14 protein-coding genes are annotated in these 14,457 nt (G+C 35.6%); 8 read left to right on the forward strand and 6 right to left on the reverse strand.

Annotated elements, in window-relative coordinates; translation table 11 throughout:
* Positions 1 to 10: 10 nt before the first annotated feature.
* Positions 11 to 664 carry an HAD family hydrolase gene (locus ACXACQ_RS19200; RefSeq protein WP_474977607.1) on the forward strand — a complete coding sequence of 218 codons (654 nt, stop codon included), beginning with the start codon at positions 11 to 13 and terminating at the stop codon, positions 662 to 664.
* A 51-nt stretch (positions 665 to 715) separates the two neighbouring features.
* Here the strand turns inward: ACXACQ_RS19200 and ACXACQ_RS19205 are convergent, their stop codons facing one another.
* Positions 716 to 2,641: a GAF domain-containing protein gene (locus ACXACQ_RS19205; protein ID WP_474977608.1), complete on the reverse strand. Its 1,926-nt coding sequence runs from the start codon at positions 2,639 to 2,641 to the stop codon at positions 716 to 718.
* 44 nt (positions 2,642 to 2,685) lie between these two features.
* The gene (locus ACXACQ_RS19210) at positions 2,686 to 3,183 is read right to left on the reverse strand and encodes a YfiR family protein (protein WP_474977609.1); all 498 of its coding nucleotides are present in this window, start codon (positions 3,181 to 3,183) and stop codon (positions 2,686 to 2,688) included.
* A gap of 322 nt (positions 3,184 to 3,505) precedes the next feature.
* On the opposite strand from ACXACQ_RS19210, the gene msrB reads away from it, so the two are divergent.
* Positions 3,506 to 3,907, forward strand: coding sequence for a peptide-methionine (R)-S-oxide reductase MsrB (msrB, locus tag ACXACQ_RS19215; protein WP_474977610.1), 402 nt, complete (start codon positions 3,506 to 3,508; stop codon positions 3,905 to 3,907).
* A gap of 21 nt (positions 3,908 to 3,928) precedes the next feature.
* Here the strand turns inward: msrB and ACXACQ_RS19220 are convergent, their stop codons facing one another.
* Positions 3,929 to 5,002 (reverse strand): polysaccharide deacetylase family protein, encoded by a 1,074-nt coding sequence (locus ACXACQ_RS19220; protein ID WP_474977611.1) that lies wholly within the window; start codon positions 5,000 to 5,002, stop codon positions 3,929 to 3,931.
* Entirely contained in the window at positions 4,999 to 5,865 is an 867-nt protein-coding gene (locus tag ACXACQ_RS19225; protein ID WP_474977612.1) for a glucosaminidase domain-containing protein, read from the reverse strand. The genes ACXACQ_RS19220 and ACXACQ_RS19225 overlap by 4 nt, the downstream gene beginning before the upstream one ends.
* A gap of 86 nt (positions 5,866 to 5,951) precedes the next feature.
* Between ACXACQ_RS19225 and lhgO the strand changes: the two genes are divergently transcribed.
* The 3 genes from lhgO to ACXACQ_RS19240 all read left to right on the forward strand — a co-directional run bounded on the left by lhgO (position 5,952) and on the right by ACXACQ_RS19240 (position 8,808).
* The gene (lhgO, locus tag ACXACQ_RS19230; protein WP_474977613.1) at positions 5,952 to 7,151 is read left to right on the forward strand and encodes an L-2-hydroxyglutarate oxidase; all 1,200 of its coding nucleotides are present in this window, start codon (positions 5,952 to 5,954) and stop codon (positions 7,149 to 7,151) included.
* Positions 7,152 to 7,218: 67 nt separating this feature from the next.
* Positions 7,219 to 8,334: a molybdopterin-synthase adenylyltransferase MoeB gene (gene moeB / locus ACXACQ_RS19235; protein WP_474977614.1), complete on the forward strand. Its 1,116-nt coding sequence runs from the start codon at positions 7,219 to 7,221 to the stop codon at positions 8,332 to 8,334.
* Between the two features lie 51 nt (positions 8,335 to 8,385).
* On the forward strand, positions 8,386 to 8,808 hold the full coding sequence (locus ACXACQ_RS19240) for a PepSY-like domain-containing protein (protein ID WP_474977615.1): 423 nt from the start codon (positions 8,386 to 8,388) through the stop codon (positions 8,806 to 8,808).
* 29 nt (positions 8,809 to 8,837) lie between these two features.
* On the opposite strand, the gene ACXACQ_RS19245 is transcribed toward ACXACQ_RS19240, so the two are convergent.
* Entirely contained in the window at positions 8,838 to 10,220 is a 1,383-nt protein-coding gene (locus tag ACXACQ_RS19245) for a serine hydrolase domain-containing protein (protein WP_474977616.1), read from the reverse strand.
* Positions 10,221 to 10,322: 102 nt separating this feature from the next.
* Between ACXACQ_RS19245 and ACXACQ_RS19250 the strand changes: the two genes are divergently transcribed.
* Together ACXACQ_RS19250 and ACXACQ_RS19255 are read left to right on the forward strand one after the other, a co-directional pair.
* Positions 10,323 to 10,520 (forward strand): YwbE family protein, encoded by a 198-nt coding sequence (locus ACXACQ_RS19250; RefSeq protein ID WP_474977617.1) that lies wholly within the window; start codon positions 10,323 to 10,325, stop codon positions 10,518 to 10,520.
* Between the two features lie 3 nt (positions 10,521 to 10,523).
* Complete coding sequence (locus tag ACXACQ_RS19255; protein WP_474977618.1) at positions 10,524 to 10,916, forward strand: hypothetical protein; 393 nt, start codon at positions 10,524 to 10,526, stop codon at positions 10,914 to 10,916.
* On the opposite strand, the gene ACXACQ_RS19260 is transcribed toward ACXACQ_RS19255, so the two are convergent.
* Entirely contained in the window at positions 10,903 to 11,877 is a 975-nt protein-coding gene (locus tag ACXACQ_RS19260) for a YheT family hydrolase (protein WP_474977619.1), read from the reverse strand. The two genes, ACXACQ_RS19255 and ACXACQ_RS19260, sit on opposite strands and share 14 nt — an antisense overlap.
* 121 nt (positions 11,878 to 11,998) lie before the next feature.
* Here ACXACQ_RS19260 and ACXACQ_RS19265 point away from each other — a divergent pair, with 121 nt between their 5' ends.
* Positions 11,999 to 14,425, forward strand: coding sequence for a TonB-dependent receptor (locus ACXACQ_RS19265; RefSeq protein WP_474977620.1), 2,427 nt, complete (start codon positions 11,999 to 12,001; stop codon positions 14,423 to 14,425).
* Positions 14,426 to 14,457 lie beyond the last annotated feature (32 nt).

Below are 14,457 nucleotides of genomic sequence, written 5' to 3' on the forward strand. Positions count from 1 at the left end.
AACAATATAAATGTTTAAGGAATTAATTTTTGACTGTGACGGGGTATTGGTAGATACTGAAATAGTAGCCGCAGAAGTAGTAATGGAGATATTGGATAAGCATGGCAATCATGTTTCGAAAGATGAATACCTAAAAGATTATACAGGTAAAATTATCTCTGAAATATTATTAACCATACCGGAAGAAAACAGAAAAGATTTGAATCTGAAAGAAATAATGGAAAATGCAGAGCATACCATTTATGACAGACTTAGACCTGTACCCGGAATGCCTGAACTAATTCCATCTCTGCCATTGAGAAAGTCAGTAGTAAGCAATAGTGCACTGTGGCAGGTAAAAAAAGCCATTAAACATATTAATGTAGAAGAAACTTTTGAGCAAAGATATTTCTCGGCTCAGATGGTAGAAAAACCCAAGCCGCACCCTGATGTATATTTATTAGCCGCAAAAACTTTAAGTGCTACACCTAGTGATTGCTTGGTAGTGGAGGATAGCAAGGCGGGGGTAACTGCGGCCGTGGCTGCTGGCATGACAGTGATAGGCTTCACTGCTGCAAGTCACATCTTAGACGGTCATGGTGAGGCACTGAAAAACATAGGTGCTAAATATATAGCATCATCAGCAGATGAATTAAATCAAATCATCAACCAACTAGTTAAATAAAAAAAGCGGTTTTAAAACCGCTTTTTTTATTTATTGAATTTGAGAGTTTCATTATTTAACCTCAGTTAAATCCGTAGCAAACAAAATAATCTTAGCTACCGAACCATCTCTATTTTTTGTTGAAGCATAACTTTCTCTGATATGCTTTATATCACCACTTCTCGTTAATCTCTTAAACACTCCTTCTTTAGGCATTCCTACAGATAAATCTCTCCAGAATTGCTTATAAGCATCTGTTGTTTTTTCATCTTTAGTAACAAATACTCTATGATGTTCTCCTACCACTTCGTCTTTAGTATAGCCCATCATCTCCAAGTAATTGCGGTTAGCGTTTAATATCTTACCCTCACCATCAAATTCAACGGTAGAGATAGCCATATTAATAGCTTCCATAGTATTTTCTGCCTCAGCTTGACCACGCTGCATTTCCTCTTGAGTAGCCTGCAACTCTTCCATGTTCTGGCGCATTTCCTCTTCTTGGGATCTCATTTGCTCTGTCATTTCTTGCGACTCAGACAGTAACTTTTGAGTTTTCGCGTTGATTTTCACTGAAGAAACTGTAGAGGCTATACTCTCGGCAATTTTTTCAACAAACTCTACTTCATAGTCTTCAAATATTTTAAATGAAGCTATTTCCACCACACCATATATCTCTTCGTTAACCTTTAAAGGAACTATTAAAATACTTCTTGGATTAGCATCACCTAAACCACTTGTAATTTTAACATAGTTATCAGGCACCTCAGTTAAGTAGATAGTATCCATCTCTTGCCAAACCTGACCTGCCAATCCTTCTCCTCTATATACCTTTTGATCTATATATTTCTTCTTATCCCAAGCATAACAAGCTGTCAATGTCATATATGGCTCATCACTGACATCTTCTTCAATAATGTAGATACCTCCTTGATTAGCCCCCATATACTTTACTAGGTTGCTTACAATGTCATCACAAAGGTTAGATATATTATCGTTATTCTTTCTAAGAATATCTCCAAACTTAGCCAAACCTTCAGTAGACCAATTACGCTTCTTATCCTCTTCGGCTACTCGTGAAAGGTTATCTCTCATATCAATTAGGGCATTACCTAAAGTATCATGAGAACTTAATGGCTTAAATTCACTATCATAATGTCCCTTACCAATATTCTCTGCAAATAACGTTGTTGACCCCAGCCCTTTCACTAGGTTGTCCATGGCCCGAGCCATTTCTCCTATTTCATCATTGCTGAATTTTCTATTTCTTTCATTCACCAACTCACCTTTACCCAACTTGATGATAATATCTTTAATGTAGTTGATAGGCCTCGTAATGTTCCGTGTCATTAAAAATGAGGTAACTAAACTCAAACTGACTATTATTATACCCAGCAGGATAGTCGTGTTCCTTAATTCATTAGCCGCATTTTTCAAGTCAGCACTAGACTCTTCCGAAACGAATTGCTGCATCTGCGCCACTTTATCCAAACTTTTAATGATAGAGTTTGTCAAAGGAATAACTTGGCTATCGATAGCATCCTCTGCTAACAATTTTGTAAGAGGATCTTCATAATTCTCAAATGTTACCAACTGAGACATGATATCCTTCTCTACACCGATTAACTTATCAAACTCAGCAAAAGCAGAATCCATCAATATTCTTTGACTATCCACTTCCCATGAAACCATCAAATTATTAATATCATCCTTTAACTGAGGATATTCAAACTCATGTAAATTCTTTAAGGCTTCTTTATCTTCAGTGTTACTTTGGAGATAAACCCAGTTGGTGATCAACATTTTTGATCTGGTCACTAACAAAATAAAGTTATTGATCCCATCTTCAGAAGGGCTTATTATCTCAGATGATCTGTTAACAACTGTATCTATTCTATTTCCATTAATAAAAATGACAGAAGCGTTGATTATAAATAGGATGATAAGTATCAGAAAGCCTCCGAATATCTTATTACCTATTTTAAACTTTATGTTTCTCATAAGCCTGAGTAAGTAAATATATTATGTTGTTGCGTTAAAAAATACTAAATAATAATAGCCAGTTTTGTCAGTTCGGTAGACACCTGCAAATTGGCGCGCTGCATAGCTGCTCTATTTAGCTCAAAGGCTAACCGGCCATCTCTTACAATAAAGTTAATATTACTTCCTCTTTTTCCCTGCCCTTCTTTCTCTGTAATTATTAAAGTATTGTTATTACCCACCTTTTCTAGTGCCGCGTTAAAATCTTCATAGCTTTCAGAAACGAATAAAATATCAGTTTTCTTTACCGTAGTGGCATCAGAAAACTTCTTAATAACAATTTTTCGATCTCCAGCCTTTTTGACTTCTGCCATTTTTCGAAGATGCTGCTCCAGAGGGGTATCTCCTAATACTCCAATTACAAAATCTCCCTGCTGGGTAGACTCCGGCCATTGAATGTACCTGATAAAACTATAAATATAAACAGCATGTAACTGATAATTCTGCGCTACTCCTGCATACCCTACAAATAGTAGTAAAAAAATAAGACTTAGCTTTTTCATGAAATGATCTTATAAAAGCTCAACTATCACAGTTGTAAATTAAACTTCAATTATTTTAATTTCAAAAATTAACTACAAAATAGCAATTTATTATCTAATTCGGTCTGCGCACCTAAAGTAACCATTATATTTTAGTCTTTCGCACGACAATCGAATTATAATATGAATAAAATCCGAACTTAAACATTTTAATTCAGTTTCTAAAGGTGAATATAAAATGATAAAGATGAAAATTTATAGCAAAATAGCAGTTCTGATTTTTTCATTGATATTTAGTAGTTGCCTTAAAGGTCAACAATCTAATAATAAAACGGGGAAAGATATGAGTTTTGAAGTAGAAAAATCTGAGACAGATTGGAAAAACGAACTTACCGCTGAGGAATTCAGGGTTTTACGAAAAAAAGGAACTGAAAGAGCCTTTAGTGGAGACCTTTGGGACAACCACGATGAAGGCACTTATGTGTGTGCAGCATGCCATCAAAAATTATTTAGCTCTAACTCTAAATTTGAATCCGGAACTGGGTGGCCAAGCTTTTTTAAACCTATTACTGAAAATAATATTGTAATAGGAACCGATAGTACCTTAGGTATGCAAAGAGATGAGGTATTGTGCTCTAGATGTGGAGGCCATCTTGGGCACGTATTTCCTGATGGTCCAGAGCCTACAGGCCTGCGTTACTGCATTAACTCTGTTTCTATGGATTTTCAAAAAATAAATGAATAGGTAGGCACCCCCTACCTTTAATTACTCCTTAGTATTGGACTTTATAAATAATTGACTATACCAATACCACTGTCCTTCCTTATCAGTGTATGTTAAGGTATATAAAGTTCTTCTCTTCTTTAATGGCGATTTGCCGATAAACTTTAACCTTAAAGGTGATTCATTTACGATTAAAACTTCACAGTCACCCGCCTGATTAAAGCACTGCATAGAATTCTTATTAATATTATTTCCCTTTAAAGCTATTTCAAAAGATTGGGAAGTATTTGAATGCACTACATGATGCGCTTCAGGATTTCCCTCCACCACTGGCGCTGTCATATTTATTTTCTCCTTAAACCTATTTAAAGTGGCAAAATTACTAGCCATAGGAAATCTGGGCATAGAAAAATAATTGCCGTTTGAATGCATCGCTCCTGAATTTTGAGCCACTGCCCCTTTAAAACTTAAAGAACGCACCACATCTTCCATCTCTGTGTCTAACTCTCCGTAAGGATAAGCAAAAACGGATGTATTAATTTTCAAATGTTCTTTTATAAGTGATTGCGCTAACTGAATATCTTCCTTAAAAACCTTATAGCGGTTCTCTTTAGGTAAATCAACAAAATAAGCATGGCTATGTGTATGATTACCTATTTCAATGTCGGCAGAAGCAATGCTTTTTAACTCTGCCCAAGTAAGATAACTAGTGGCTCCTACTGTTTCTGTATTAATATATAAAGTAGCAGTAAAACCATACTTTTTTAAAAGAGGCATAGCACCAGTTTGAAAACTTTTATATCCATCATCTACAGTAATCACAGCTACTTTTTTATTAGCCGGTACATCATCATTTTGCATATAATCTATAGCATCAGATAATGTCATTACAATATAATGCTCTGATTGAAGATATTTTAAATGCTCTTCAAATACGGGCAGTGATATATTGGTTGAAGGATACCTATCATCACCAAATCTATGGTAGACAAATATACTCACGGACTTAAACGGATGCTCCTTGTTATCAATAACAGATGTTTTATCTTCGGCCTGTGACGTGCAGCCTGCTATCAGAGGCAATACTACCAATATTGATAAAAATAATTTAATCATTGCTCAAGCTCTATTTTTTCGCCCTGCACATAGTAATTAGGGTCTAGCTTAACCGAATCGTAACGGGCTAACTTATTTTTTCTGATTACTAAATTCAAACGAGAAACATAGGTGTAATTGAGTTCAGAATAGTTTTTCAAGAAATAGGTTAACTTGTAAGGGTCTGTCTCTTCCGTTCTCTTTTGTCTAAAAGATTTATATGCCGAAGCACTGGCCAACATTCTAAAATAATCTGCAATGGAGCTAGATATATCACTATAGCGTCTTACATATATAGCTCTTCCTGCTCGTGTTTGACTGGCTTTAATTCTCTTTTCCTTTTTATTATAAGACCAAATACCAAATAAATTGTTAGCCTTTCTAAAAAACCTAGAACTCCCCCAACCACTTTCTACAGCAGCTTGAGCTAAAACTATACTTGTAGGATGAGTCGCTAACCTATAATATAAGTCTTCTGGATCTTTAGCTTTAAATTTCTCGAGATACTCAGTCATAAAAATACTGTCTTGCTCATCAATACTACCTTCAGTATCCATCTTTGAAATTATATCAGCAACCTTCTTTCTATCAATCTCAATATTGTGCTTGGCTATTAATATAGAAGGCACTAGCATATCTATAAACTTCTGCTTCTTCTTTTTAACGGCTAATTGGTCAAAATTAAACTCGTTAAAATAAATCACAGGTTTAATCAAATCACCTTCTATAGGTAATATATCTGCTGCTTTCTTAATAATTATAAATGGAGGCTTCACCACTGTCTCCACCTGAGTACATGTGGTTAATAGTAATAACAAAAAAAGATAAGGCATCAGCCTCATCTTTTTTCTCCATATCTGATTATATATCTTTTTTATTTTCATGAATTAATTAAGAGATCACCGTTAAATATTTACCTCTTTTTTACTAACATATGCTATATTCGTGATCTCAAACAACATTTTAACACTTGAAATACGATATTGTTATCATCGGTGCAGGAATTGTGGGGCTAGCCACTGCTTTGCAAATTAAAAAGCAAAAACCTGCTTTAAAACTTTTAGTCTTAGATAAAGAAACCTCTTTAGCCAAGCATCAGACCGGGCATAATAGTGGAGTTATACACTCTGGTTTATATTATAAACCCGGAAGTTTAAAGGCTACCAATTGTATTAAAGGCTATAACTCCCTGATACAATTCTGCGATGAACATGACATTGAATACGACTTATGTGGAAAAATAGTTGTGGCAACTTCACAAGAAGAAATTCCTTTAATGAATACACTTCATGAAAGAGGAACGCAGAATGGACTTACCGGACTTAAAATTTTAGGAAAAGAAGAACTTAGTGAGCATGAACCTCATGTAAATGGTGTGGCTGGTATTTTTGTACCACAAACCGGAATAATAGATTACACACAAGTAGCCGAAAAGTATGCTGAAGTCATTAAACAAAAAGATGGAGATATTAGACTAGGCGAAAAAGTGATAGATATAAAAACTTCGGAAAAGGAAGGGTCTACCATAATTACCAACAAAGGCTCCTACTCTACCAAACTGGTGGTTAACTGCTCAGGTTTATATTCTGATAAAGTAGCAAAATTCACAGAACAACAGTTAAATGTGAAGATAATACCCTTCAGAGGTGAGTACTATAAACTTAGTCAAGAAAAGGAATACTTAGTTAAAAACCTTATTTACCCAGTGCCTGACCCTAACTTCCCATTCTTAGGAGTTCATTTTACAAGAATGATGAAGGGTGGCATTGAAGCTGGACCAAACGCTGTGCTTGCCTTTAGAAGAGAGGGATACTCTAAGAGTGACATTAACTTGAAAGAACTAGGAGAAACATTAATGTGGCCAGGTTTTCAAAAGGTGGCTAAAAAATATTGGAAAACAGGAATGGGTGAAATGTACAGATCATTCTCCAAGGCTGCTTTTACCAAGGCACTACAGAAACTGATGCCTGAAATTACAGAAAAAGACTTGGTACCAGGAGGCGCAGGCGTACGTGCGCAGGCATGTGATAAGAATGGTGGATTAATTGACGACTTTTTAATAAAAGAAAATCAATTTGCCGTTAACGTGTGTAATGCTCCTTCACCTGCAGCAACCTCGTCTCTGGCCATTGGTGAAACGGTTTCTGAACTTATATTGAAACGTTTTTAACCTTACTTCGTAAACAATACCTGACTTTATGAGTTAGGCTATCGTTACTAAGGCTTAACAATTAGTTATGCAAGAACTAAAAAACGAAGAATTAAAGCGATACAGCAGGCATTTTGTACTTCCAAACTTTGGGCTTGAAGGTCAAGTAAAGTTAAAAAATGCCTCCATCTTAATGATTGGTTCTGGAGGCTTGGGTAGCCCTGCATTGCTTTACCTAGCAGCAGCAGGAATAGGACGAATAGGGATTATTGATTTTGATAAAATAGAAGTCTCCAACCTACAAAGGCAAGTGCTTTTTAGCGAGAAAAATGTAGGCGATAAAAAAGCCCTTGCAGCAAAAAAAAGAATCAATGAACTCAACCCTCATATCGAAGTTGAAGTTTATTTGGAAAAGTTGACTTCAGCCAATGCGCTTGATATTCTTAGTAAATACGATGTCATTATCGATGGCACAGATAATTTCCCCACGAGATATCTCGTAAATGATGCCTGTGTGTTATTAGACAAGCCTTTCATTTATGGTTCCATTTTCAGATTTGAAGGGCAAGTGTCTGTGTTCAATTATAATGATGGCCCTACATATCGCGATATTTTTCCTTCACCCCCAGAACCTGACTCAGTGCCTAATTGTGAAATGGGTGGTGTTTTAGGAGTACTTCCAGGTATTATTGGCAGCATGCAAGCCAACGAAGCCATCAAAATTATTGCTGAAATTGGAGAGCCTTTACGAGGTAAATTATTAATTTATAATGCGCTAAACTGTGAAACGCGTATTATAAGATTCAACAAAAATAAAAATTTAACTAAAATTGAAAAACTCATAGACTATGATGAGTTTTGTCAAGGAAATATAAAATCTAACGAAATGAAAGAGATTACAGTACAGGAATTAAAGGAAATGATAGATTCTAATGAAGATTTCCAACTGATTGATGTTCGTGAAACTCATGAGTATGAGATCGCTAACCTCAAAGGAGATTTAATTCCTAGAAATGACCAACCTGATGCAGGTGACAAAATTGCTCGTGACAAAAAGGTGGTGGTTCACTGTAGAAGTGGAGCAAGAAGTGCACAGGCTATTCGTTACTGGGAGCATAAGTATGACTTAGATAATTTATACAACCTTAAAGGTGGTATTTTAGCTTGGTCTGACGAAATTGATTCTTCTGTAGCAAAATATTAATTTAACAATTCTTTCATGAATGGCGTTAGGTAACAAACAAAACGCTAAACCATGAAAAAATTAATATATATTGGATTATTTGCTTTTAATGCTATCTCGCTAAATCTTTTTGCGCAAGATATCCCAAAAGAAGTGACTGCTGCATTTCAAAAAAAATATCCCTCACACGGTGATGTAGATTGGAATGTAGATGACCATGGTTATTATGAAGCCGACTTTAAAATGAATGGCGAAAAATACCGTGCAGATTTCGAAAAATCAGGTCAATGGGTGGAAACTGAAAACAGTATTAAATTTGATGATCTCCCTAGCAAGGTTCAAAAAATCATAGAGAAAAACTATGATAAAGACGAGATTACTGAAATAGAAGCTGTGGACAATGCTAAAAAAGGAAAATTCTATGATGTAGAATTTAAGAGAAAAGGCAAAAATAAAGATATTGAGTTCACTAAGAACGGTAAGATTTTAAACTAAAAAAGGAAAGCAAAAATGCTTTCCTTTTTTTATGATATTGATGCTAGGATCTCTTTAACAAACAGGTTAAAATCGAAAGCTTGCCGCTTAGAAAGCCCCATCCTTACAATAATTACATTTTTAGATGGGATGATGAATACCCTTTGACCATTAAACCCATTTAAGCTATACATATCCGCAGGAGCATCAGGATAATAACGATCTTTAGGGTCTGATGCCGTGCCCGCATTCAGCCAAAAATGAGCGCCATAATTACCTTGAGCAGCCTTAGCTGTAGGTGTGCTTGAGTATTTAACCCAGCCTTCAGGCAAAATTCTTTCTCCATTCCACACGCCATCATTTAAAAACAAATATCCAAATTTCGCCAAATCTCTTGGAGTTGCATACATATATGAACTTCCTACATATGTACCAGACGGATCTGGTTCAATGACAGCACTCGACATTCCAATTTTGTATAACAAATTGTTGTAAACGAACGGAACATACTGCTTCTCTCCCACTGTCTCCCTTATAACTTTGGATAAAATATTGGATGTCCCACTTGAATAATACCACACCGAATCAGGAGGGTAAGCTACAGGTTGGCTTGCTGCATATCCCCCCATATCTGCTTTTTGAAAAAGCATTTTAGTGGCAGTACTTGGGCCAGCATATTCCTCTTCCCAATACAATCCACTACTCATTCTAAGCAAATTGTCAATGGTGATTGGATGCCTCGGATCATTTAAATCAGACCATTGCTTAACTGGAGCCGGTTTATAGATATCTATTTTCCCTTCCTTCACTAATATACCAATAAGAGCATTGGTAAAGCTTTTAGTCATTGACCATGCTATTTGAGGTGTAGATTCAGTAAAGCCATCAGCGTATTTTTCAGCAATTAGATTTCCATTATGAACAACCAAAACCGCTCTAGTATTCTTCTTTAGTTTTTCTTTATCTTCCAAGAAAGCATTATCTATTGCTTTTTGAAGCGAAGAATAATTAACTAATGAATCTTGGTATAAATCTTCACCACTACCATACGGCCAAGGCAAAGTATCGGAAAGCAATGGCTTATTGGGCACACTAAATTTTTGTTGACGCAGTTCCTCTTCATCAATTTTAGACACTAAAGTACAACCTACTCCATTTCTGAAAATGGCTTTACGTACAGCAATACCAAATACACTTCCTGTGGCTGAAGAATCAGAGCTATTTATACTATAAGTACCTAGTGATAAGGGAAACATACCCAAATCTTCTCTGATGCCATCGTCTGCTGACCTGCCTGAAACATATACACAGCTACACAAATTTTTAGCTCCGTAGCCAGAAATGATTGGTAGAGCATCGAAAGCATACTTGCCACCATAAATAAGACTACAAAACACTAATATTAGTATCGTCCATTTTATAAATTTCTTCATAATTCGAATAACCAAATTGAGTATATTAACAATATTATGAAATATGGGACAAGTAATGCTCAAAAAACGAACTTATAATAGTACGCTCTCGTAAATTTGAGTATGGAAGGAACTTTACGAAAAAATATCACCCCTGGACTAAAAGTGGCCATCGTTTTAAAGCAAGATCAGAGAACAGGAAAATTAACCGAAGGCGTGGTACAAAGCTTATTGACCAATTCACCGAAACATCCTCACGGAATAAAAGTGAGACTTGATAACGGCTTAGTAGGCAGGGTGAAGAAAATAATTAAAGATTAGCGCATGTTAAGACGAGATTATATTTTAAGTGAGATTCAAAAATTCCATCAAGTTTTGGCTAAAATTTTAATGCTTAAACAAGATGGTCTTGAAGATGACGCAAAGCAAATGATTGAAGCTGAAGTAACTAGCTTAACAGGCGAAACGCTAACTAATTTAATAGATTCAGATATCATTAATATTGTTAAAAACAAGGGGCTAAGCATACATAAAATAAGTGCTATGGCCGAATTATTATTTCAATCAGCAGAACTGACTACTGACAATATATATGCAAAATCTGCTTATGAAAGGTCTCTCAAACTTTACAATTACATTACCGAACAAGAAAAGACTTTCTCTTTTGAAAGAGAAAATAAAATTAGCCTAATTCACCTAAAACTTAAGAATTATTAATATTAACATGCTGATTGATAAACTCTAAAGTTCTTTTCTCCATATAATTAGCTTCTCCATTTAAAGCAAATCCCACGTGTCCTCCATATTTAGGGGTTTCCAAATATACCATTTCACTATTTTTACAATCTTCATAAGGGTAACATTCATCACCCAAAAATGGATCGTTTACAGCATTCACAATAAGTAAAGGTACTTTTGTGTTATACATATACTGAGATGGACTAGCCATTTCATAAAAATGGTCTGCATTTAAAAAGCCGTGTAACGGTGCGGTGTATTTATTATCAAAATCAGGAAATTGTTTTATGTCGTTGAAATTAGAATACACAATTTGATCTGGAAATTTGGTAGACTTCTCTCGTATTTTAGCTTCCAACTTGCGAAGAAATCTCTTTCTATAAAAGTCATTTTTCCTCAACCCTAATTCTCTAACACTGGAAGCTAAAGACACTGGCACGCTAAAAGCTATTCCACTTTTCACTTGCTCTTGCAAGTTTCCTTCTCTTTCTCCAATATATTTTAGCGTTAGACCTCCGCCCATACTAAAGCCTACCAAAACAATAGTTTTATAACCATAAGTTTTAATGGCATAATTCACTACAGTCTCTAAATCTTCCGTTGCTCCATGGTGATAAAAACGTGCTTGCGTATTCATTTCACCACTGCAACTCCTACAATTCCAGCCCAAAGCATCCCACCCATTCTTAAAAAAGAATTTTGACATACCTTTTACATAAGGCCTGTTGGCGCTCCCTTCCAACCCGTGAGAAATTATAATCAATTTATCCCTCCCTTTCTTCAGCCAGTCTAAATCCAGAAAATCATTATCATTAGTATAAATGCGCTCCCTTTGATAAGCTATACCAGTAATTTTCCTGAAAACACTAGGAATAACAGTGGCAACGTGCCCATTTCTCATTAAAAACGGAGGTGAATAAGTTGAATCTACTAACGGCATTATGTAAATAAGTTTTAAAAATTAAAGTTAATTAAGTCTATAATCTAACTACCAACTTAACACTGATTTTTCATTTTTACTTTGGATTTATTTAATAATTCAGATAAATTGATTTTTTTATATGCGTAAAATGCTGCCCAAAAAACACCTTATACTCACTTTTTTCGCCTTTTTCATCTCTTTATCAACCGTTTACTGTCAAGCCCTTGAGATAAGAAATAGCGACAATCAACTTCCCATTGAAAATGTATTGGTATACACAGAAGGGTTAAAGGAACATACCTATACCAACAGCTTGGGAATAGCACAACTTTCCTTGGATACAACTCAATCGGTAATACTGCAAAAGTCAGGATACAAAACTGTCACTTTCACTGCGGATGAATTAAAAAGTAAACATTTTAAGGTAACACTCAACACATCTGACATTACTTTAAATGAAGTAGTGGTTTCTTCCACTGGCTGGTCAGAATCTGAAGAGTACCTACCAAGGAAAGTCAACCATATTTCTAAATCAGAAGTGATTTTTCAAGGTTATCAAACTTCAGCTGACTTACTTAATTCATCAGGTCACGTATTTCTACAAAAAAGCCAACTTGGAGGTGGTAGCCCTATGATTCGTGGTTTCTCAGCCAATAGAGTACTAATCTCGGTTGATGGAATCAGAATGAATAATGCTATTTTTAGAAGTGGTAACCTACAAAATGTTATTTCCATTGATCCCTTTAGTCTAGAATCAACGGAAATACTGTATGGACCGGGCACCGCCATATATGGCAGTGATGCCATAGGTGGCGTAATGAGTTTTCGTACTCTAACACCAATATTTTCTAATTCAAATGCCCCTAAAATTAATGGTAACGCTATATCCAGATGGTCTTCTGCAAATGGCGAGTTCACCAACCACCTAGACATAGGCGTAGGTATAAAAAAATGGGCATTTTTATCTAGTATTACTTATTCAGATTTTAATGACCTCAACATGGGCCAACATGGCCCTGCCTCCTACCTCAGAAATGAATACGTCGCTCGCATTAACGGTAAGGATTCTGTAATTCAAAATGATGATCCCAAAAAGCAAATTTATAGCGGATATAATCAACTAAGCGTTATGCAAAAAGTTAGATTCAGGCCTGCTTCTGAGTTAATATTAGATTATACATTTAACCACAGCAAAACATCCAACTATGCGAGATATGACCGATTGATACGATATAAAAATGATCTTCCTAGCTCTGCCGAATGGTATTATGGCCCACAAAAATGGACCTTTCACCACATAGAGTTAAATAGTTATCATCACACTAAATTATACGATATTGCCAAGTTTAACATATCTTATCAGCAATTTGAAGAGAGTCGTCACGATAGAGACTATATGAGCGATGAGAAAACTAACAACGAAGAAAAAGTAGACGCTGCAACCTACAGCCTAGATTTAAAAAAATCAATATCAAATAAGACAAACGCTTATTACGGAATTGAATTTATTCACAATAAGATACATTCCCATGGCAACACATCTAACCTTGTAAGTAAAGTAAAATCTCCGGCTCCTAGCCGTTACCCTAACGATTCTGAGTGGAACTCTTCTGCAGCATATGCAAATCTGACCCACCAAGTGAGTGCCAATAAAAATATCTCCGCCAGTGTGAGATATAACAGCATAAAACTCTTTGCTAATTTTGACACCACTTTCTACCCTCTTCCTGTAACCCGAGCTACCGAACATTTTTCCGCATTAACAGGAAGTATAGGGTACTGTTGGAATAAAGAAAACCTGAAAAAATTCACATCTACTATAAGCACTGGATTTAGAGCCCCTAATATAGATGACATAGGTAAAGTGTTTGATTCGGAACCCTCTTCAGTGGTAATACCCAACCCCAGTCTAAAACCAGAATATGCTTACAATATAGAAAACACATATACTGAAAAAATTTCAAAGATATTATCATTAAGCATTTCGGGTTATTTCACCTATCTAAAAAATGCTATGGTAAGACGAAATTTCCAATTTAACGGAGAAGATAGCATCTATTATTCTGGAGAACTGAGCCAAGTTCAAGCTATTCAAAATGCAGGATATGCATACGTTTATGGATTTGAAAGCGAAATAAATATAAATTTATTCTCAGCTATAACCTGGAAAACGGCTATTAATTATCAAAAAGGAAAAGAAGAGTTAGATAATGGAAGTGTCTCCCCACTACGCCACGTTGCGCCTTTTTTTGGAAGCAGTCACATCATTTACAGAAAAAACACATTTTACATTGACCTATACGGCATCTATAATGGTCAAATCAGCAATGCACAATTATCGGAAAGCGAAAAAAGCAAAGACTACATGTATGCTATTGATGCCAGTGGTCAGCCGTACTCTCCTAAATGGTACACCATAAATGTGAAAGTACAAAAGCAAATAAATGAATACTTAGAAGTGGGAGCTGGTATAGAGAATATAACGGATCAGAGATACAGGCCATATTCATCAGGCATATGTGCACCTGGCAGAAATTTCATGGTTTCACTTCACGGTAGGATATAAAAAAAACCTGACTTTTCAGTCAGGTTTCTAAA

The sequence above is a fragment of the Fulvivirga sp. AWR4_260 genome, from assembly GCF_056158185.1.